This window comes from Orrella daihaiensis (assembly GCF_022811525.1).
GTDB lineage: Bacteria > Pseudomonadota > Gammaproteobacteria > Burkholderiales > Burkholderiaceae_B > Algicoccus > Algicoccus daihaiensis.
In genome coordinates this window covers 1,520,215-1,540,466 of the sequence record NZ_CP063982.1, presented here as the reverse complement: position 1 = coordinate 1,540,466, position 20,252 = coordinate 1,520,215, and the positions used below count along the sequence as shown (strand labels likewise).

The window sequence follows — 20,252 nt, the reverse complement described above, 5'->3', positions numbered from 1 at the left end:
TTTCTGCATCCACAAACAACCAGAAAAGGCAATACCTCGGTTACACCTTGCAAGGTTTCACAGTCTGTGAATTGTCGCGTTCTAGCGACGCCAAGGTAGCTAGAGACTTCCTAACATCGCGCCACTTGTCAGGTCTTTTTGACAGGCAACAAATCGCATTTGGGAGAGACATTCATGCAGGACTTAACTCATTGGCTAAACATAATCGGCGGTTGGGTTTGGGGACCCGTTTTATTAGTGTTATTGGTTGGCACTGGCGTGTTTTATACCGTACGCCTTAAAGGTCTACAGTTTCATGCACTACCACGCGCTTTAAAACTGGCCTTCTCCAAAAGCCCACAAAGCGACGCGCCAGGTGACATTTCTCAGTTTCAGGCTTTAATGACCGCCATGGCGGGCACCATCGGAACTGGCAACATTGCAGGTGTGGCGACCGCGGTCGTACTCGGTGGGCCAGGGGCGATCTTCTGGATGTGGCTGTCTGCGCTTTTCGGGATGGCCACCAAGTACGCGGAGGCCTATTTAGCGGTTTACTTTCGCGTACGCGACCGAAACGGTCAAATGGCAGGTGGCCCCATGTACTATCTGGAAAAAGGCTTGGGGCTAAAAAGCCTGGCAATCATGTTCGCTGTTTGCGGCATGATCGCTGCACTAGGCACTGGCAACTCCGTGCAGTCAAATTCAGTTGCTCAAGCCGTGCAAAACACCTTTGGCGTGCCTGGCTGGATCTCGGGTGTGATCCTGACCACAATTACGGGGTTGGTGCTTCTAGGTGGCATTCGCAGCATTGCGAGGGTGGCATCTTTGATCGTACCGGCAATGGCCTTGCTGTACTTGACCGGTGGCTTGATCATCATCGTTGCGAACTACGAACTTGTGCTCCCAGCTTTGTCGGTCATATTGCGCGATGCCTGGGCTGCTGATGCAGTCGCGGGTGGGGCAATCGGCGCCGTTATCCGCTACGGCGTCGCACGAGGTGTGTTTTCTAATGAGGCGGGCATCGGAACCGCACCGATCGCCGCAGCTGCTGCTAAAACCAACTTCCCTCAAGATCAGGCACTCGTCTCAATGACCGGCACATTTCTAGACACCATCATCGTTTGCACCATCACTGGCTTGGTGCTTGTGATGGCAGGACAGTTTCATGACGGTGTCACGGGCGCTGCTCTGACCTCAAACAGTTTTGAAACTTTACTGCCAGGTGTTGGCGGGTGGGTCGTGACGATAGGTCTTATCTTTTTTGCCTACTCGACAATTCTGGGTTGGTCTTATTATGGCGAGAAATGCGCAGCCTACTTATTATCGGAGAAAGCGGTGGTGCCTTATCGCTTTGTTTACACCGGGTTCGTTATGCTCGGAACCACAATCTCGCTAGACCTGGTTTGGGCGTTGGCTGACGTATTTAACGGGCTGATGGCATTTCCCAATTTAATTGGCTTGCTGCTGTTATCGGGCATCGTTGTCCATCAGAGGCTACCCGAGCCGATCAGTGTTCGTGAATAACAAGATAGGCCATGCCAGCCTCGGTGGCTAACCCCACCTTGGCTCCGATGGGTAGGGTTACCTTGGCGGCAGTATGACCGTATGGCAAGCCGGTAATGACTGGGATCCCCACAGTTTTACGGATGTGTTCAATGACTGAGGCCATGTCATAGCCACGATCCTGCGCTGATACTTTGTAATCAGTGAAGTGCCCAAGTATCAGGGCTTTTTGTTTAGCGAGCACACCAGCATGAGCGAGCTGCAACAGCATACGCTCGATCCTGTAGGGATGCTCGTTAACATCTTCAACAAACAAAATGCCGCCTTTAATCTTCGGGAAGTGTGGGGTGCCCAGGAGTGAGACGGTCATCGCCAAGTTCCCGCCCCAGAGTACGCCACGACCATCAAATGGATCGGATCCGGGACTCTGAAAGCTAAGGATTTCAAGCTCGCCGCGCATCACTTCACCGAACAACTCCGCCGTCAATCCGTTGGGTGTTTTAACCCCAAAGTCAGTCACCATACTTGGACCGGTGTAACTCACCTGCCCTGTTTGTGCTAGTAGCGCGAGATTGAATGCGGTGAAATCACTATGCCCCACAAAAACTTTGCCGCTATCGGCCACAGCATTAAAGTCAATTGCGGGTAATAGCCTCGATAACCCATAGCCACCCCGAGCTGCCATGACGATATCGAAAGGCTGTACAAGAGAACGCTCAATGCCTTCGAGGCGCTTGCTATCTGAACCTGCAAAACGCTCTTCCACCAGCTTGACCTGCCGGTCGACCTTGACCTTAAACCCTAGCTGCTTGAGGTTCTGGGTTGCAAGGGTGAGTCGCTCGGGTTGATGGATGGCACCTGACGGTGCAATCACGTAAATGCCATTATTGGCTAGTGGTTCGTGGTCGTGATGATGCTCAGCCATTTGTCAGCCTTGAAATAATGATGAAATAGTCAGACGTTGCAATCTGATCTCAGCGACGGTCTACCATAGCAACACCGGTCAAGCTATCAGATCATGATTGTTGATTTCTTTTCTCTTTAAAAAAATCAGTCAAAAGCTGTCCACATTTCTGCCCCAAGACGCCACCTTGAACCTTGGCGTGGTAATTAATCAGATCAGGCGCGGCCAGATCCAGTTTCGAGCCACATGCACCGGTTTTGGGATCATAGGCCCCAAACACAATACGGCTAACGCGCGCGTGAAACAGAGCCCCGAGACACATCGCACACGGCTCGAGCGTGACGTACAGTGTTGTGTCAGGCAAGCGGTAGTTCTCCAGTATTGCGCCAGCGGCTCGCAACGCCACAATCTCGGCATGAGCCGTCGGATCCGATCGTCCAATTACTGCGTTGGCACCTTCTGCAAGCACTTCTCCGCTTGCGTTAACCAGAACCGCACCGACCGGCACCTCACCATCGGCTTGAGCACGCTTGGCCTGCTCAATGGCTAGCATCATGAAATGCTCATCATCCACGGTACATGCGCGCCTTGACCGCAATTCGCTTGGCTAGACTGATGACCGCCTCCTCAAGCCACTGGTAAAGCTCGGCGTCTTCATCATATCTAGCCTGATTCAGATTGTTCACTCTACCGTCTTCGATAAAGCCCCAGGCACGGCTGCGTTTATCCCGGTGTTTAGGATCCCACACTCCAAAGGCAATACCGCCCGCCTGGCGCACCAAAGAAAAGCATGGGATATCGGTGTATCCATCGCCAACAAACACCATTTGATCAAATGGCACACGCAAGCGATCCTCGGGTACTTTACGGTTTACCTCAAAGGGTTGACTCTCAAAAGCAGCGCCGATGATCCCTTTTTGCACGTGGAAAAGGTAGCGCGTTTTATCAGTAAAGCTGACTATTCTTTTAGGAAACGAAATGCCACCATCTTCAGCATAGACGAACTCTGATGCCCAAATCTGAGTAAACTCGTGCGCCACGCGTGTATGACGCACCACGTCACCAATACCACTCGATATCAAGTAAAACTCGAGCTGAACCTGTGGCTGCACTTCACGAACTTGCTGCCTCAAACGCTCAAAAAGGCTTTGAACACCCGAATGAAGCGGTAAAGCCCTGCCCCAGTTGGAAAGCAAGTCTTTAGTGATCTTGCCATATTGCCCTGACTTTGACAGCTCGATCATGGCATACAGATAGGCCGGCACAGGATCCCAGCCATTGCCTAGCAGTGGATCGACGTGATGAGCCCAAAAATTGGCCGTATCAACGCCTATATGCTCAAGAAATCCTGAGGTGCTATCAGGCGCCAATGTGTCATCAAAATCAAACACCAGCGCTATCACATCAGACATCCCGCTCTCCTGACAGACTTATGATTGTCCGAAATACCCATACGCTAGTGTAACGGTTGCAAGCCAATCGGAGATCTTCAGTTAACGTAATGATTCACCAAGCCATGAAAGCCCAAAGGTCCGATGCCTCGGGCCACCATTGCCATGACCAACTCACTCATTAAACATCTTGATCGACTACTTTGGATCGCGGTTGTGGTCGCGGTCGCGGTGACCATGGTTACGCCCAAACCGGCAGCTGCCAGCGACACAAGGTCGCTGGTTCTGCTGTTGCGCCATGCCTATGCACCAGGTGGTGGTGACCCAGACAATTTTGATCTGAATGATTGTTCGACCCAACGTAACCTGAGCCACCAAGGTCGCGAGCAAGCCAGAGACATTGGCCGACAACTCAAATCGCTAGGGATCAAACCGACCGCGGTTTGGTCTAGCCAGTGGTGCAGATCGTTTGAAACGGCAGAACTAATGAATGTGGGTCAAGTTCAAGCACTACCAGCCTTGAACTCATTTTTTCAGAATCGCGCGGCCGGTCCTTCGCAGATGCGCGAATTGCAGTCTTTCCTAAAAAAGCTAGATCCTGCCGGTGGCCCGTACATCATGAGTAGTCATCAGGTAGTCGTCAGCGCGATCGCCAACACCTGGGTCAACAGTGGTGATGGTGTATGGCTTGAATTGACTGGTAACCCCGACGATCCATGGCGGATTTATCCCGCGAAGACTGAGACACTATCGCTGCCACCCGGTTTTTAAGTCGTCGCGCCCCACCACGACAACGGCACAATCCGAACACTACAATGAGGGGCATGAATACTACCGAATTTCTGCCCGGTCAGTCTGAGGCCTTGCTCAAGGCACTGCACATTCTGACGCGCGATGGCAAATTGAACCAAGATAGTCGACGCAAGCTCAAGCAAGTCAATCACTTGTTTCAGTTCATCAAGCCTCTGCTTGAAGAAACACAACACCACAACCCTGCATTCACGCTCGTTGATCATGGTGCTGGCAAGTCTTATCTTGGCTTTATTCTGGTTGACCTGTATTTCAAACAATTTGCGCCCCAGGCCAGCGTTATTGGAATTGAACGACGTCAAGATCTAGTACTTAAAGCCGAGGCGCTTGCTAAAGAGGCAGCGTTCACACAGATGAGATTTCTAGCCTTAAATGCCAGTGATGCGGTGTGCAGCCCCGAATTGCCATCCGAGGTCGAAATAGTCACGGCTTTGCATGCCTGCGATACGGCCACTGATGATGCAATTGCTTTTGGCTTAGCCAAACAGGCCAAGCACATTGTGGTGGTGCCCTGCTGTCAGGCGGAGGTGGCCGCAGCACTCAGGCAATCCAAACGACCTTACGACGATGATCCACTGTCTGAGCTCTGGCGACGACCGATTCACACCCGAGAATTTGGCAGCCACCTGACCAATACCCTTCGTTGCCTGCAGCTTGAGGCGCATGGCTATCAGGTCACGGTCACTGAGCTAGTTGGCTGGGAACACGCCCTTAAAAATGAACTCATCATTGCCAAGCGCAAAGGTAAACCACAACAGAAGTCTGCCCTCAAATTACAGCAAATGCTTGATCGAGTTGGCTTACCGGCCCTGGCCGATAGATTTTTTGTGCCAGCGGACCTAAATAAACACCAGGAGATCAAAGTTTGAAACTCTTAATCGCGGGATTTGGTGATCTAGGCCAAACACTTGCGCAGACCTGCCTGACCACTGCAGGCTGGGAGCAAACTGCCGTGCTTGCGATCCGGCGTAATCCTCCGAATAAGGTCTACGCTAGCAACATCAGCTGGATTCAAGCGGATCTCAGTCAGCCTGAATCGCTGGCGGCGCTGACCGATCACGTTGCAGAGATAACCCACGTCGTCTATTGCGCTGCCCCAAGTGAACGACTTGAGAGTGCGTACCGGTCAACTTATGTCGACGGTCTTCGGAATCTCGTGCAATATTTGACGGCTCAGAAAGCAAGCCCAGCACAAAAAAGTCATCATGCACCGCCACAACTGCTCTTTGTCTCGTCAACTGCGGTATACGACAACCAAACGAAAGGTGAGTTTGACGAGACTAGCCCGACTAAACCACGCGGCTTTAATGGCAGGATATTGCTCGAAGCGGAGACCTGGCTGGCGCAACACTGGGCTGGCGCGATTATCCTCAGGCTTTCTGGCATCTATGGCCCAAACAAGACCGGATTGCTGACATCAATCGCCAGCGGTACGGCCACGATACCCACCAACCCAGACTTTATCGCGAACCGTATCCACATAGAAGATGCTGCCCGGGCAATTCTGCACCTTTTAGGGTCGAGGCAAAGTGGGGTTTTTATCGGCACTGACAGCCACCCGATACCCCTTGCAGACCTTTATCGTGGGCTGGCGCGGATGCTAGGCGCCCCGGAACCGAAATCTGGCAGCGCTTCGCCCATGATGGGAAAAAAACGCCTGTCGAATCAAAAACTGCTGTCAACTGGCTTGAAGCTGAAGTGGCCAGATAGCATGCTGGGATACAAGGCTCTCATCGCCGCCCGCGGACAACCAGATGCGACTCAGTCGTCGTAAGTCACAGACTCCACAAGCAGCGTTTGCGGACCTTGAGGTGTTTGCAGCCTTACTTCATCACCCTCACGAGCTTTGATCAGCGCCCTGGCAACAGGTGAAATCCAACTGATTTTGCCATTAAGCGGATCCACCTCATCGACCCCGACGATGGTAACGGTGACCAATTCGTTTTGTGGATCGCTGTAGGTCACTGTCGCCCCGAAAAAAACCTGATCTAACCCTGCCTGTTCAGAAGGATCCACCACGTGGGCGATTTCGAGGCGTTTAGTTAAAAATCGAATGCGCCGATCAATTTCGCGCAACCGCTTCTTGCCGTAGATATAGTCGCCGTTCTCTGATCGATCTCCATTTGAAGCTGCCCACGAAACCGTCTGGACGACCTCAGGGCGCTCGATGTTCATCAGGTGAACGAGCTCGGCTCGCAAACGCTCATATCCCTTACGAGTCATGTAGTTTTTAACTGTCGATTCTGCTTCTTTCATCGCAAACTAGTTGATCGACAAGGACTGCCAAACTGGCGTTAGGTCACGCGGCAGTGCTGGTACGCCACCGAGATCACAACGACTTTCAGCTGGCCCATGGAAATCTGAACCACATGAAGCCAAAAAACCATAGTCGCGGGCCACTTGGGCATATTGGACGTTTTCATGGGGGTGATGACTACCTGTACAAACCTCAATACCGAGCCCACCATACCCAAGAAATTCATTAAATAGGCTATCAAACTCGAGCTCGCTGTACTTGTAACGACCGGGGTGCGCAATCACCGCTACACCATCGGCTGCCACAATCCAACTTACAGCATCCTGTAGGCTTGCCCACTGCGTCGCAACATAGGCCGAACCTTGTTCACCCAGATAGCGGTCAAAAGCAATCTGCATGCTGCTGACATATCCAGACGCATACAGGTACCTGGCAAAATGAGTCCGACTAACCAAGGTGGGGTTCTTGACGTACTGGAGTGCGCCGTCATAGGCGTCTGCAAACCCCTCACGGGCTAACTTGTCGGCAATTAGAAATGCCCTGGCATCACGCTCAGATCTCAGTCTTGAGAGCCCTTGCACGAGCACCGGGTGTTGCTCATCTATGCCCAGACCCACCACATGAACGGTGCGATTGGCCCAAGTCACGGAAATCTCGACACCGGCGACAAAGCCAATGCCTAGTGACTGGGCTGCTTCACGTGCTTGCGCCACACCGGACACATCATCGTGGTCAGTCAACGCCCAAAGGTCCACACCATGTGCATGTGCTCGCATGGCAAGTTCAGCCGGCGCAAGTTCGCCATCTGACTGTCGCGAATGACAATGCAAATCTGGCCGGCAGAAATCGCTCAACTCACTCTCCACTCGACATTGCTGGCTCGTGCAGCCAGGGTTTTAAGCATCAGTAAACAAGAACTCGCTCACCACCTCAATCTGATCCTGAACAATCAGGCTTGGCGCGTGGCCTACCCCTTTGACCGTATGGGCCTGTGCCTGCGGGTTGGCTGCCAACATGGCCTGTACCGTGTCTGTCAAAAGCAGATCGGATTGCTCGCCATGCATGATTAGCGTAGGAGCACGGACGCATTGGTAAGCTTGCCAAAGCATCATCTCTCCCTGGGTGATCAAATCTTGGGTTACAGCAGCAAACGCCACGGCAATAGCGGGATCATAATGTTTGACCCACCGACCGTTAAACGGCACAAAATAATGGCGCGTGAGCATCTCCCATTGAACATCTGAATGCGGTCCAAACGAAGCAGCTGTTTGCCTCATATACTGGACCGCCTGCTCAAATGTCTCAAAACTCGTCGGCTCAGAAAGATATTGACCAATTCGCGTGAGAGAAGACGCCTCTATCCGGGGTCCAACATCATTGAGCACCAGACGACTGATCGGTATGACAGGTTCCCCGATGGTAGCGTTTCGTCTAGCTGGTGGCAGCGCACGATCAGGGTCCTTAGCATGAGCGACCAGCGCCGCGTAGGATAAAGCAATCAGGCCGCCCATTGAGGTACCCACCCAACACAAGGTCTTGGGCTGTAAACGAGCAACAAGAGCAACCATGTCAGCCGCATACTGGGGCACCGCATAGCTTAAGGGTTGTACGAGCCAGTCTGATAGTCCGCGACCAACCACATCCGGGCAAACGACACGAAACCGTTTGGACAAATGCTCAGCCAGAACATCGAAATCACGTCCCGTACGCGTAAGTCCATGTACGCAGAGCAATAAATCCGAATTATCCGGGTCGCCCCATTCGTAGTAAGCCATGCGATGTAAACCACCAGGGCTGGCGCAGGCTATCGATTTGACACGGGGAGAACTCACATTATCACTCCTTGCTGCAATTGGATCTATTTTAGGCTACCGACCGGGGTATGCCAGTAACGTTGCCGAAGCTGGCGCGCACTGAGCGCCACCAGACCATTGGCACTCGAATCAAAACGCACCGCACCATCATCACTAGAGACCCAAACTCTAGTGCCAGCGGCTTGCCAACGTTGAACAACCTCGGCATGCGGATGACCAAATCGGTTGTACTGACCAGCCTGGGCAACAGCGTGGCTAGCATTTACACGTCTGACCCACGTCGGATCTGATGATGTGTGCGAACCATGATGAGCGACCATCACCACATCAAATGAGCGACTTAATCTTGTCAACAACGCCCGCTCGATTGAAGCATCAATATCACCTGTTAACAACAAACGATGAAACCTGCCGTGTACTGCCAAGACACAACTACAACGGTTACGCTCGATGCCAGATAATGCCTTGCTGCTGCAATCACTGTCGGGGTGTAAGAACTCGAATCTGACGCCATCAACGGTCCAAGACTGTCCCGTCCGACAGGCAAGTACATCCTTGCGCTGCAATCCCGATCCAATCAGCTGACCAATCGAGCGTGTTTGCTCTAGTCGTTCTAGCCCGCCTAGATGATCATTATCGGGGTGCGATACGACGACAGCGTCCAAGTGTTTAATCCCCAGTGCACGCAATTCCGGCAAAATGACCCGATCAGTCGCATCGACATCACCATAGCGCCAGCCAGTATCGAACAAAAGGTTGTGTGATTTTGTCTGAACCAGCACTGCTCCGCCCTGCCCGATGTCCAATGCCGTCAAGCGCCACCCTCCATCCGGCGGTCTAGGTGTCGTGCTTGTCATCGAAGGAAGCAGCAACAGCCAAGCCAACCTTCGGCAACGCCATGGTGGCAGCAAAAGTGCCATCGCCACACCAACAATACCAAGACCGAGTTCCCACAGACCGATGGCCCGCGCTTCGATTGCCAGCCCATCGAACTTTGCCAGCCAGCGCACGGGTGCCAGTGATCCATACAAGGCAGCATGGGCCAGCCACGCGATGGGTGCCAGCCAGGCATCTGGTAACGGGACGACGCATAGCGCTGACAGCAGCAGCGCCAGCGGTGTGGCTAAAAACGTAATCCAGGGTATCGCCCAAGCGTTGGCTAATAAACCAATCACAGATAATTGCTGAAACAAGTAGACCGTGACAGGTGTAATGGCCAGGGTCATGACCCACTGCAACCGCGCTGCCACCATAACTGTTTGCTTGATCATCTCCCAACGTGAGATATCGACACGGGACGAAGCCGCCACTTGTTCAGCCAGGAAAATTAAAATTACCATGGCTCCAAATGACAACCAGAAGCCGGTCGACATCACTGCCCAAGGATCTAGTACTGTCATCGCGGTACCGGCAGCTAGTACCGCCTGCGGACCAGACAAGGGTATCCGGCCACTAAGACTAAGCGCACCGGCAGCAAGCATAAAAAATGTCCGCTGAGCCGGCACCCCCCAACCAGCTAATAAACAGTACAAAAAAGCGAGAACGCCAGCAGCCCAGACGAACACCAGACGAACCGCAACCCGCTCTGTCAACAATCGACCGCGCCAACGAAAACGGCGCCAGCCTATAGCGACCACTGTTGCACCGAGCGCAGCGATTAGCGTGACATGTGACCCACTAATCGATACCAGATGTGTAATACCCGTTAGATTGAAAATTTCCCAATCCTCTCGGGATACCCCTTGCTGATCACCAATCGCCAAGGCCACCATGACATTGACCTCACGTGCGTTGCCGAGCAACCGGTGTAACCGCTGCCGTATTGAGTTGCGCAACTGTTCTATCCATAAGCTTGGCTGCCACCCAGTCGCATCGGCCAAGCGAACCGGCTTACCCCTGACCGTGGCAGTGGCACGTAAGCCTTGGGCAAACATCCAAGACTCACCATCCATGCCTGCGAAATTCAATCTCGAACGAGGCTGTCTGAAGCGCAGGGCCATGCGCCATTGTTGACCCGGCTTGACCGGGTCAACACAATGACCGGCGCAAGCCCCCGGCCAAAACACCATGAGTTTTTTAGGTAAGGCGCTTGGTGAGGGGTCGAGCAAAACACCCGTAAAACGGACACCGTCGCTTGCCGGTGTTGGTAGATCTGACACCAATACTGACACTCGGGTAACTTTATCGTCTTCGTGATTGGCTAGCCTGTCGCTTAGCCTCGCCTGCGCAAGCCACGTTACCCAGCCCATGGCGATCAATGTGGCCAACATGGGGCAGAGAAACTGACGACATGATTGACGTCGCCATGCCAATAACGACACAACGAGCAGTCCACCTAGTGCAAGGCCGATCATCCTGGGGTCGGGTAGCTGTCGCCACTGTTGTGCCACACAAATACCGAGCAGCCACCCTGCTGCCATCAAGCTAACGTGCATGTCGTGCGCCACCAAAAAACCGTCAAGCGTGGCTCATCCGACACAAAAATTCAATTCGTAAAAACCGATAGCAATCGTAGAGTTGCCGTTGATCGTTATAGTGCGCGGGGCGGCGCAAACGCCAACTATGCCATCCAAAGTGGCCCAAGCTTGGGAATCACGCGCTTGGCAGCAAGCGACGTTTCGTGCAAAACGTGATCAAGGGAATCATGACGTAATTGCGCGAGCATTGCAGCAATTTGCGCTACCTCGTACGGTGTATTGCGCGAACCTTTTTCCAGCCAGGCTGGTGCCATATCCGGCGAATCGGTCTCTAACACTAAATTGGACAATGATAGCGTTGTCACCAATCGACGAATCTGCTTGGCACGTGTGAAGGTAAACGCACCTCCAACGCCCAGGGCGAATCCGGCATCAATGAATTGCTGTGCTTGCTGAAGGCTGCCGTTAAAAGCGTGAGCAATGCCGCCGATCAAAGGTCTACGACGCAACCACTTTAACAGCTCGTCTTGCGAGCGACGCACGTGCAAAATAACCGGCAATCCCATCGTCATGGCCAGATCGAGCTGAGCTTGATAAAACCTGATTTGTCGATTGCGTTGTTCACCCTGACTGATCTGAGCAACAAAAAAGTCCAAGCCAATCTCGCCCACCGCAACCAAGCGAGGGTCATCACGGTGCGCCTGCAAAAAGGCCTTCAGGCTCTGCAGGTCACTGTCTGAAGCCTGATGCACATACATCGGATGAATACCAACGGCATAAGCACCTTGGGCAAATCCATGGGCCAATCGCCGAACTTTATCAAAGTCTGATGCCTGCACTGCAGGAATAAGAATGCCCCGTACGCCGACTGTCGCGGCGCGGCCAATCACCTCATCACGATCAGCATCAAACTCACTGGCATCGAGATGGCAATGGGTATCAAACAATGCCCGCATCACTCGTCACCCCGCCTTCGAACAACCGGCCATTGACCATTGACAAGCAACGATCCGCGCGTTCAGCGAGGCTTAGGTCATGAGTCACGAGCACGACCGCTGTCCCGAAATCGTCACGTATCCGTGCAATGAGCTCAAACACTTGGCCGGCTGTTTCGCGATCGAGATTGCCGGTGGGTTCATCTGCCAACACACAGACCGGTCGAGTCACCAACGCTCGAGCTAGCGCAACCCGCTGCCGCTCACCACCCGAAAGTTGACCAGGATAATTTTCTAGACGATGACCTAAACCCATGGCCTCGAGCAGATGGCGCGCCGTTTTACGAGCACTGGCTAAAGGCTCTTTACCAACAATCAATGGCATGGCCACGTTGTCTGTGGCGTTGAACTCTGGCAATAAATGATGGAACTGATACACAAACCCAAGCGACTCATTGCGCAAGCGACTACGCGCCTTTTCATTTAATGTTTCCGTCGGTTTGCCAGCAATCGACAATTGCCCAGCATCCGGGCGATCCAACAATCCCAGACAATGCAGCAAGGTACTTTTGCCCGAGCCCGAAGCACCTACAATTGCCACCATCTCTGCAGCATGTATCGTCAAATCGACCCCGTTGAGTACCTGGATTTGACGCTGTCCATCCACAAAGTAGCGGCTCAAACCATGGGCTTGCAGCACAATCGTGCCAGCGGTTAATGACACGTTAATCATGACGCAACACCTGGGCAGGCTCAAGCCTAGAAGCACGCCAACTTGGATATAACGTGGCAAGTAGAGACATCACTAGCGATGTCAACGCAATCACCGTGATATCTGACACCCGTGGGTCAGATGGCAGGGACGCAATGAAATAAATTTCTTGGGGTAGAAACTGGATGCCCAATGCCCGTTCGATCGCTGGCACTAAGGTGTCGACGTTATATGCCAGCAACGCACCCGCTGATACGCCCAGAAACGTTCCCACTATCCCGATTAAAGCGCCTTGAATCAAAAATATCCGTGCAATCGCCCCTGGCGTTGCGCCAAGGCTACGTAATATCGCAATGTCCGATTGCTTGTCTTTGACGGCCATGACCTGCGAGGATAGCAAGTTAAACGCAGCCACCGCCACGATCAGTGTAAGAATTAAAAACATCATGCGCTTTTCTGTCTGCACGGCCGCGAACCAGGTTCGATTGTTTCGCGACCAGTCTGCTGCAAATACGCCTCGAGGCAACTGAGCACTCAGCTCAAGCGCCACTTCAGGCGCCTGGTGCATATCTGTTACACGCAAGCGCACTCCAGCAGTTCCCGTATCTCTGAATAACCTGGCCGCATCTTGCGCCTGCGCAAACACTAGCGAGCTGTCATACTCAAAATGACCCGATCGATAAATGCCAACAATTGTGAACTGCCTTAATCGTGGTGTGAAGCCTGCGGGGCTGACGCTGCCCTGGGGTGCGAGCAGCATCACGCTGTCTCCTGCGCTCAGGTTCAGAATATCAGCTAGGGTCTGGCCAACGATCAAACCATACTTGCCCGGCTTTAGGTCAGACAGACTGCCCACCACCATCTGCTGACCAAGCTCTGAAACAGCGGTCTCGGCCGAGGGCTCTACACCGCGAACTTGAACACCCCGAAGCGCCTGGCCGCGCATCAAAATGGCGGGTGCTGCCACAAAGGGTGCAGCACCTGTGACCTCGGGATTAGATCGAGCTATCTCAGACAGCGCGTTAAATTGCTCGAGCACAGCTTGAGGCTCATCGCCTGGCACGAACAATTCAATATGAGGCAAGACCGACAACATTCGATCACGAACATCTCGCTGAAAACCATTCATGACAGACAGCACGACGATCAGGGCAGCCACGCCAAGTGCAATGCCAGCCATCGCCATGGCAGCCACAAAGGACACAAAGCGATCGCGGCCAGATGCGCGCCCTGCTCGCCGGCCTATACCAGCGTAGCGCAGACCGACCCACCACTCAAAAAAATGACTCATCCAGCTGCTTGATTCCGTTAAAAACCATTCTGGCAGGACATAACGCAAGTGCATTTTGTCTGATTGCAAGTGCATTTTCCCTGATCTGAAGGCACGTTACCACAACTCGGATTGAACGATGACGCCGATCCCGCCGTTAAAATGAATCGCATGACCATCTTCATTCCCAACGCACTGCCTTCTGCCAACGCTAGCCCGGCGTTGGTAGAACCGTTTGCTATTCGCTATCCGAAACTTGCCCATCTGTTTAACGCCAGGCACGCCAAGAATCAGCCTTGGCCAGTCTCTGATCAAGGTTGCACCCCAGCAGAGGGTCTGTTGCTTCTGGAATTGGGTTATGAGCCCGAATCCAATGCAACGATCGGCAGTGGACTCGGGCCACTGCACGCCCGAAGCACACACTCCGGTCAATCCGTCTGGGTAGCGCAATTATGTGGCATCGTCATCACTCAAGAGCGCGCAACGGTCGTGCCTCTTGATTTGATAGATGCCCGTGCTGAAGATATCGTTGCGCTAGAGCATGCTGCCCAATCATTGTTTAGTCCAGACGCCGATGGCATTTTGATTGAACCTCTTGGACAAGGGTTATGGCGTGTGCATGGTGATTTCCCTTGCGGCAGTAAGACGATTAGCCCACTAGCTTTGATGGGCCAGGATCTCGGTGACTGGTGGCCCACGGACAATGCGTGGCGCAGCTGGCGTAAGCGGGTTAATGAAATTCAAATGGCGTGGCACAACCATCCGGTCAACCAGACACGAGAGAGCGAGGGTCTGCCTGCGATCAACACTATTTGGCTTTATGGTGGTGGCAAAGGCTTTACGCCAAACCAGGCGCTAGATCAACACTGGCTTGATGCACTCAGTCTGTTTGCCTCGCGTGGTGACTGGTCAGGCTGGTTAGACGCCTGGGAAGAATTAGAGCCGGCACTGCTAAAAGCAGAGCCAGATCGCGAGATTGTGCTAACGGGTGATGACCGTATCGTTCGTTTACAGAACGCGCCCAAACGCTGGTGGCGAAATCTATTCGCCAAAGAGCAGTCAGACTCATGGAGAAATTGGTGGCTGAACCAAAACTAATTGTCAGACCAGTGCCACAAGATGCGGTACAACGGCTCACAACCCACGGTGTTCATCCGCTTTTGGCGCGCCTGATGGCAGCACGAGGCGTTTGCGACAGCGCTGAACTCGACACCGATTGGCAAGGTTTGATCATGCCTAACCAGCTTAGCCATATCGAACAGGCCAGTGAAGCATTGGCCGATGCCATCGAAAGCCATCAAAAACTCCTGATCGTTGCAGATTATGACTGTGACGGCGCCACTGCCTGCGCCGTCGGTTTGCGGGGCTTGCGCGCCATGGGTGCCCGGGTTGACTATCTTGTACCCAATCGCTTCGAAACAGGCTATGGTCTTTCGCCCGAGGTCGTCGAACTAGCAACCAAACATCATGCTGGCAAACCTGATCTCATTGTGACGGTCGACAATGGCATTGCCAGCGTAGATGGAGTCATTGCCGCTAAGGAGCATGGCATTGACGTCATTGTCACAGACCATCATTTACCAGGTGATCGTCTACCACCCGCACTAGCCATTGTGAATCCGAATCAACCAGGCTGTGGCTTTCCATCAAAGAATCTAGCGGGTGTTGGGGTGATGTTCTATGTGCTCTTGGCGCTGCGTGCGACTCTAAGGGCCAGAGGCTATTTCGAGGGCAAACCTGAACCCCGATTGGACGCTTTGGTAGATCTAGTCGCCCTTGGAACCATTGCTGATGTGGTCAAGCTCGACGCCAACAATCGGCTACTGGTAACCAGAGGAATTCAACGAATTCGAGCAGGTCAGATGCAACCTGGGTTACGCGCTCTGTTTGCCGTGTGTGGCAGAGATCCAGCTCAAGCCAGTGCGTTTGATTTCGGGTTCACGATCGGTCCGCGTATCAACGCCGCCGGCCGTCTCACTGACATGAGTCTGGGTATAGAGTGTTTAAGCACTGATGATGAACAGCACGCACTTGAATTAGCGCGTGAACTAGATCGGATCAATCAGGAACGCCGTCAAATAGAGGTCACCATGCGTGAACAAGCCATGGCGTCTATGGACAGCCTTGATTCCAATGACAACACTCAGACAAACCAGGCGGCTATTTGTGTTTATCAACCAGACTGGCATCAAGGCGTAGTCGGGCTGGTCGCGTCGCGTTTAAAAGAAAAGTTCTGGCGCCCAGTAGTCGCACTAGCCCCAGCCGGTGACGGAACGTGGCGTGGTTCAGGGCGCTCGATACCCGATGTTCACTTACGTGATGTGTTTGACTTGGTATCCAAACGGAACCCGGGCCTGGTACTCAAATTCGGGGGGCATGCGATGGCTGCTGGTTTGACCTTGCCCGAAAACGGTTTGGAGCGATTTGCACAGGGATTTTCTGAGGCAGTCATAGAAATGACCGGCAAAACTGAATTTAGCGCCCGGATCGAGACCGATGGCTCATTAGAGAGTGGGTGGGCCAACGTGCAAACCGCCACGATGCTACAAGAACAGGTCTGGGGTGCCGGATTTCCAGCCCCCTTGTTTCTTGATGAATTTGAGGTGCAAAACCAAAGACTTGTCGGTGGCAAGCACATGAAGCTTTCACTGTTGCGTGAGCGCCAACGATTCGATGCGATCTGGTTTAACCGAGACGAGCCACTGCCTGAACGAATCTTGGCGGTGTATCGCCCTACCCCGAATATTTGGCAGTCCAATATCACACTGCAATTGGTGATAGAAACTGCCCAGCGAGCCTAACGGTTGCCTGAGGGACCGATCAACTCGGCTAAAATGCTCGATTATTCTTTTTATTAAAGCTACACACCATGGAAGTTGATCGCCAGAACTTGCTCGCCGCCCGGCTAGCAGACTACCTCGAACGTGAACTTGCCGCACGGAGGTATCTTTGACTACGAGGTCAAAGCTGCACGTTTAGAAGTTGTAAACGCTGAACTCGAAGACCCTGACGTTTGGAATGACCCAGACAAAGCGCAAGCGCTTGGACGAGAGAAAAAATCACTTGAAAACACGGTCCAGACGCTACAAGCGCTAGATGTTGGGATTCGTGACGCACTCGAACTGTTTGAGATGGCACAAGCTGATGATGATGATGCCACGCTCGAGGCTATCGAAGTCGATGCCAATGCGTTCCAAAAGACGCTTGAGACGCTTGAATTCAAACGGATGTTCTCCAACCCAGCAGATCCACTGAATTGTTTTGTGGACATTCAGGCTGGCGCGGGCGGCACCGAAGCGCAAGACTGGGCCTCCATGCTTTTGCGTCAATATTTACGCTACTGCGAGCACAAAGGCTTTAAAGCCGACGTCATGGAAGAGTCCGAAGGGGAAGTCGCTGGTATCAAATCAGCCACCATCAAAGTTGAAGGTGAGTATGCCTTTGGACATTTGCGCACTGAGACCGGCGTTCATCGTCTAGTACGCAAAAGTCCGTTTGATTCCGCCGGCGGACGTCACACCTCATTTGCCAGTGTATTTGTGTACCCGCAAGTCGACGACTCAATCGATATTGAGATCAATCCGGCTGACTTGCGTATCGATACCTATCGCGCTAGCGGCGCGGGAGGCCAGCACATCAACAAAACTGATTCGGCGGTGCGAATCACACACAACCCGACCGGGATTGTTGTGCAATGTCAAAACGATCGCTCGCAACATCGCAACAAAGCCGAAGCCATGGATATGTTGCGCTCCAAGCTGTACGAACTTGAAATGCGTAAACGTATGTCTGAGCAACAAAAAATGGAAGACGCGAAAACTGACGTTGGTTGGGGGCATCAGATCCGGTCATACGTACTTGATCAAAGCCGTATTAAAGACTTACGCACTGGCGTTGAAATTTCTAACACACAAAAAGTTCTCGATGGTGATCTGGACACATTTATCGAGGCAAGCCTTAAGGAGGGATTATGAAGCCAGGACCACTTACTATTGTGACCGGTGTCACCCGAGGACTTGGTTACGCCATGGCTCACGAACTAGCCCAAGGCGGCGGCCATGTGGTGACACTTAGTCGTCAAACGGTTCCTGGCCTGCAGGATCTCGCACAAACCAGTGGCACTATGCTGACAGAAATTCTGGTGGATCTGGTCGATGCTTCAGCACTTGAACAAGCCGCTGAACAAATGAGCAAAGTCCTATCCGAATCACCTCATCATCAAAACTGCCGTTTGATTCACAATGCGGGCATCGTCGCGCCGATTGAACCAGCAAATCAGCTATTAAACCTCGCAGCGATACGCACAGCGTTCGATGTCAATATCGTTGCCCCCATCTATTTGACCGGGTATTTTCTTGCCGCCACCGAACATTGTGCAGACCGTCGGGTCATGCTGATATCGTCAGGCGCCGGGCGCAGACCCACCGGTAGCTGGGGCGTTTACTGTGCCACCAAGGCGGCCATGGACCGCTATGCCGAGGTCGTACACACCGAGGATCACAACCATCTGCGCGTTTGCTCTCTGGCGCCCGGGGTTATTGACACTGGCATGCAACAGCAGATACGGCAAACGCCTAAGTCAAAATTCCCATCTGTTGGCCGCTTCGAAGACATGCATAGCCAAGGTGCATTGGCCGACGCCACCAACACCGCCAAAGCCACGCTCAAGTTTCTTGAAAGCGACAGCTTTGGTAAAAAATTGCTCGACGATATACGAGATCACGCCTGATGAACACCACACCCACAGACCCCGCACCGGTAGACGAGAACCATTTGATTGCCGAGCGTCGCCAGAAATTAGCTCGCCTGCGCGATCAGGGTCCCGCATTCCCCAACGATTTCAAACCGACCCATCGGGCAGGCGTGCTTCATTTTCTGTATGACGAGCAAACCAAAGAAGCGCTTGCCGAGCATAACCATGAAGTCAAGATCGCAGGACGCATGATGCTAAAGCGCGTCATGGGGAAAGCGAGCTTTGCAACATTGCAAGATAGCACCGGACGGATTCAAATCTATCTGGACAAGGGAACTTTGGGCGAGGACCATTACGAGTCCTTCAAACATTGGGATCTGGGCGACATCTTGGCCATTGAAGGCATAATTTTTAAAACCAACAAAGGCGAGCTCTCTGTTCATGCCAGTCGGGCGCGAGTACTCACCAAGTCGCTGCGCCCTTTACCTGACAAGTTTCATGGCATGGCCGATCAGGAGCTACGTTATCGCCAACGATACGTTGACCTGATCGTGACCGAGCACACGCGCAAGACGTTCGAGTTGCGCAGCAAGGCAATCGCCGCCATGCGTGAATTGATGGTGGAGCACGAGTTTCTCGAGGTTGAAACGCCGATGCTTCAGGCGATTCCGGGCGGTGCCACCGCAAAACCGTTTGAAACCCATCACAACGCACTGGATATGCAAATGTTTTTGCGTATCGCGCCCGAACTCTATCTGAAGCGCTTGTTAGTGGGTGGATTTGAACGAGTGTTTGAGATCAACCGCAATTTCCGTAACGAGGGTGTCAGCCCCCGGCACAACCCCGAATTCACCATGATGGAATTCTATGCCGCCTATACGGACTATCAATGGTTAATGGACTTCACTGAAACCTTGCTGCGTGAAGTGACACAGCGTACGTCTGGAACCACTAAACTGGTCTACCAAGAACGTGAACTTGATTTGGGTAAGCCTTTTGCGCGCTTGACCATCGTCGAGGCCATTGAAAAATATGCACCGGCTTATCAAGGCAAACCACTTGATGACGTCATTTATTTGCGCCAGGCTTTGGAGGCGTTAAAAGTTGATTTAAATTCACCCGCCATGCTCAATGCCGGCCTGGGCGCCCTGCAGCTTGCTTTGTTTGAAGAAGTTGCCGAGCATCTGCTGTGGGAACCAACCTACATCATCGATTACCCGGTTGAGGTATCGCCCCTGGCCAGGCAGTCTGACACCCGGGCGGGAATCACAGAACGGTTTGAACTCTTTATCGCTGGCCGAGAGTTAGCCAACGGCTTCTCAGAGCTTAATGACCCCGAAGATCAAGCAGCCCGATTCCACGCACAGGTTGCCGCTAAAGATGCGGGCGATGAAGAGGCGATGTACTTTGATGATGACTACATTAGGGCTTTGGAGTACGGGATGCCACCCGCAGGCGGCTGTGGCATCGGAATCGATCGCTTGATTATGCTTCTGACTGATAGTGCTAGCATCCGTGATGTGATCTTGTTCCCGCACCTGCGCCGCGAGGATCACAACTAAATCGT

The 20,252-nt window shown here is 52.9% G+C and carries 19 protein-coding genes; 9 read left to right on the top strand and 10 right to left on the bottom strand.

What is annotated here, in order from left to right:
* Positions 1–174 precede the first annotated feature (174 nt).
* Entirely contained in the window at positions 175–1,503 is a 1,329-nt protein-coding gene (locus DHf2319_RS07025; RefSeq protein ID WP_243477424.1) for an alanine/glycine:cation symporter family protein, read from the top strand.
* Here DHf2319_RS07025 and DHf2319_RS07020 read toward each other — a convergent pair.
* From DHf2319_RS07020 to DHf2319_RS07010, 3 genes are all read right to left on the bottom strand, one after another.
* Positions 1,487–2,407 carry an LD-carboxypeptidase gene (locus tag DHf2319_RS07020; protein WP_243477422.1) on the bottom strand — a complete coding sequence of 307 codons (921 nt, stop codon included), beginning with the start codon at positions 2,405–2,407 and terminating at the stop codon, positions 1,487–1,489. The two genes, DHf2319_RS07025 and DHf2319_RS07020, sit on opposite strands and share 17 nt — an antisense overlap.
* A gap of 91 nt (positions 2,408–2,498) precedes the next feature.
* Positions 2,499–2,942: a tRNA adenosine(34) deaminase TadA gene (tadA, locus tag DHf2319_RS07015; protein WP_243477418.1), complete on the bottom strand. Its 444-nt coding sequence runs from the start codon at positions 2,940–2,942 to the stop codon at positions 2,499–2,501.
* A 10-nt stretch (positions 2,943–2,952) separates the two neighbouring features.
* Positions 2,953–3,798, bottom strand: a complete 846-nt coding sequence (locus tag DHf2319_RS07010) for an HAD family hydrolase (protein WP_243477417.1) — start codon at positions 3,796–3,798, stop codon at positions 2,953–2,955.
* A gap of 144 nt (positions 3,799–3,942) precedes the next feature.
* On the opposite strand from DHf2319_RS07010, the gene DHf2319_RS07005 reads away from it, so the two are divergent.
* The 3 genes from DHf2319_RS07005 to DHf2319_RS06995 are packed head-to-tail and all read left to right on the top strand — an operon-like array spanning position 3,943 to position 6,361.
* The gene (locus tag DHf2319_RS07005) at positions 3,943–4,548 is read left to right on the top strand and encodes a histidine phosphatase family protein (RefSeq protein ID WP_243477416.1); all 606 of its coding nucleotides are present in this window, start codon (positions 3,943–3,945) and stop codon (positions 4,546–4,548) included.
* A 53-nt stretch (positions 4,549–4,601) separates the two neighbouring features.
* On the top strand, positions 4,602–5,456 hold the full coding sequence (locus tag DHf2319_RS07000; RefSeq protein ID WP_243477415.1) for a class I SAM-dependent methyltransferase: 855 nt from the start codon (positions 4,602–4,604) through the stop codon (positions 5,454–5,456).
* The gene (locus DHf2319_RS06995; protein ID WP_243477414.1) at positions 5,453–6,361 is read left to right on the top strand and encodes a sugar nucleotide-binding protein; all 909 of its coding nucleotides are present in this window, start codon (positions 5,453–5,455) and stop codon (positions 6,359–6,361) included. Before DHf2319_RS07000 ends, DHf2319_RS06995 begins: the two co-directional genes overlap by 4 nt.
* Here DHf2319_RS06995 and greB read toward each other — a convergent pair.
* From greB to DHf2319_RS06960, 7 genes are all read right to left on the bottom strand, one after another.
* Positions 6,349–6,843 carry a transcription elongation factor GreB gene (gene greB / locus DHf2319_RS06990; RefSeq protein ID WP_243477413.1) on the bottom strand — a complete coding sequence of 165 codons (495 nt, stop codon included), beginning with the start codon at positions 6,841–6,843 and terminating at the stop codon, positions 6,349–6,351. The genes DHf2319_RS06995 and greB overlap by 13 nt on opposite strands.
* 6 nt (positions 6,844–6,849) lie before the next feature.
* On the bottom strand, positions 6,850–7,698 hold the full coding sequence (locus DHf2319_RS06985) for a PHP domain-containing protein (RefSeq protein ID WP_243477412.1): 849 nt from the start codon (positions 7,696–7,698) through the stop codon (positions 6,850–6,852).
* Between the two features lie 42 nt (positions 7,699–7,740).
* A complete protein-coding gene (locus DHf2319_RS06980) occupies positions 7,741–8,676 on the bottom strand; it encodes an alpha/beta fold hydrolase (protein WP_369810166.1) in 936 nt (311 codons plus the stop codon).
* A 26-nt stretch (positions 8,677–8,702) separates the two neighbouring features.
* Positions 8,703–11,093 (bottom strand): DNA internalization-related competence protein ComEC/Rec2, encoded by a 2,391-nt coding sequence (locus DHf2319_RS06975; RefSeq protein WP_243477411.1) that lies wholly within the window; start codon positions 11,091–11,093, stop codon positions 8,703–8,705.
* Positions 11,094–11,218: 125 nt separating this feature from the next.
* Complete coding sequence (locus DHf2319_RS06970) at positions 11,219–12,031, bottom strand: TatD family hydrolase (protein ID WP_243477410.1); 813 nt, start codon at positions 12,029–12,031, stop codon at positions 11,219–11,221.
* Positions 12,015–12,743, bottom strand: a complete 729-nt coding sequence (locus DHf2319_RS06965) for an ABC transporter ATP-binding protein (protein ID WP_243477409.1) — start codon at positions 12,741–12,743, stop codon at positions 12,015–12,017. Before DHf2319_RS06965 ends, DHf2319_RS06970 begins: the two co-directional genes overlap by 17 nt.
* Positions 12,736–14,013, bottom strand: coding sequence for a lipoprotein-releasing ABC transporter permease subunit (locus DHf2319_RS06960; protein WP_243480046.1), 1,278 nt, complete (start codon positions 14,011–14,013; stop codon positions 12,736–12,738). The genes DHf2319_RS06965 and DHf2319_RS06960 overlap by 8 nt, the downstream gene beginning before the upstream one ends.
* A 150-nt stretch (positions 14,014–14,163) precedes the next feature.
* Here DHf2319_RS06960 and DHf2319_RS06955 point away from each other — a divergent pair, with 150 nt between their 5' ends.
* From DHf2319_RS06955 to lysS, 5 genes are all read left to right on the top strand, one after another.
* Positions 14,164–15,090, top strand: a complete 927-nt coding sequence (locus DHf2319_RS06955) for a hypothetical protein (RefSeq protein ID WP_243477408.1) — start codon at positions 14,164–14,166, stop codon at positions 15,088–15,090.
* Positions 15,072–16,793 (top strand): single-stranded-DNA-specific exonuclease RecJ, encoded by a 1,722-nt coding sequence (gene recJ, locus DHf2319_RS06950; RefSeq protein ID WP_369810165.1) that lies wholly within the window; start codon positions 15,072–15,074, stop codon positions 16,791–16,793. The genes DHf2319_RS06955 and recJ overlap by 19 nt, the downstream gene beginning before the upstream one ends.
* A gap of 68 nt (positions 16,794–16,861) precedes the next feature.
* A protein-coding gene (gene prfB / locus DHf2319_RS06945) for a peptide chain release factor 2 (protein WP_243477406.1) occupies positions 16,862–17,966 on the top strand; the annotation gives its coding sequence in 2 pieces (ribosomal slippage) (positions 16,862–16,942 and positions 16,944–17,966; 1,104 coding nt in all).
* Positions 17,963–18,721 (top strand): SDR family NAD(P)-dependent oxidoreductase, encoded by a 759-nt coding sequence (locus DHf2319_RS06940; protein ID WP_243477405.1) that lies wholly within the window; start codon positions 17,963–17,965, stop codon positions 18,719–18,721. Before prfB ends, DHf2319_RS06940 begins: the two co-directional genes overlap by 4 nt.
* Positions 18,721–20,247: a lysine--tRNA ligase gene (gene lysS, locus DHf2319_RS06935; RefSeq protein ID WP_243477404.1), complete on the top strand. Its 1,527-nt coding sequence runs from the start codon at positions 18,721–18,723 to the stop codon at positions 20,245–20,247. The genes DHf2319_RS06940 and lysS overlap by 1 nt, the downstream gene beginning before the upstream one ends.
* The last annotated feature ends 5 nt before the right edge of the window (positions 20,248–20,252 follow it).

What these genes read in the sequence shown, in the direction of transcription:
- DHf2319_RS06975 (WP_243477411.1), bottom strand. Translation starts at nt 11,093, where the DNA reads ATGCACGTTAGCTTGATGGCAGCAGGGTGGCTGCTCGGTATTTGTGTG.
- DHf2319_RS06960 (WP_243480046.1), bottom strand. Translation starts at nt 14,013, where the DNA reads ATGAGTCATTTTTTTGAGTGGTGGGTCGGTCTGCGCTACGCTGGTATA.
- lysS (WP_243477404.1), top strand. Translation starts at nt 18,721, where the DNA reads ATGAACACCACACCCACAGACCCCGCACCGGTAGACGAGAACCATTTG.
- DHf2319_RS07000 (WP_243477415.1), top strand. Translation starts at nt 4,602, where the DNA reads ATGAATACTACCGAATTTCTGCCCGGTCAGTCTGAGGCCTTGCTCAAG.
- DHf2319_RS07005 (WP_243477416.1), top strand. Translation starts at nt 3,943, where the DNA reads ATGACCAACTCACTCATTAAACATCTTGATCGACTACTTTGGATCGCG.
- DHf2319_RS07010 (WP_243477417.1), bottom strand. Translation starts at nt 3,798, where the DNA reads ATGTCTGATGTGATAGCGCTGGTGTTTGATTTTGATGACACATTGGCG.
- DHf2319_RS06970 (WP_243477410.1), bottom strand. Translation starts at nt 12,031, where the DNA reads ATGCGGGCATTGTTTGATACCCATTGCCATCTCGATGCCAGTGAGTTT.
- greB (WP_243477413.1), bottom strand. Translation starts at nt 6,843, where the DNA reads ATGAAAGAAGCAGAATCGACAGTTAAAAACTACATGACTCGTAAGGGA.
- DHf2319_RS07025 (WP_243477424.1), top strand. Translation starts at nt 175, where the DNA reads ATGCAGGACTTAACTCATTGGCTAAACATAATCGGCGGTTGGGTTTGG.
- DHf2319_RS06965 (WP_243477409.1), bottom strand. Translation starts at nt 12,743, where the DNA reads ATGATTAACGTGTCATTAACCGCTGGCACGATTGTGCTGCAAGCCCAT.
- DHf2319_RS07020 (WP_243477422.1), bottom strand. Translation starts at nt 2,407, where the DNA reads ATGGCTGAGCATCATCACGACCACGAACCACTAGCCAATAATGGCATT.
- tadA (WP_243477418.1), bottom strand. Translation starts at nt 2,942, where the DNA reads ATGATGCTAGCCATTGAGCAGGCCAAGCGTGCTCAAGCCGATGGTGAG.
- DHf2319_RS06940 (WP_243477405.1), top strand. Translation starts at nt 17,963, where the DNA reads ATGAAGCCAGGACCACTTACTATTGTGACCGGTGTCACCCGAGGACTT.
- DHf2319_RS06955 (WP_243477408.1), top strand. Translation starts at nt 14,164, where the DNA reads ATGACCATCTTCATTCCCAACGCACTGCCTTCTGCCAACGCTAGCCCG.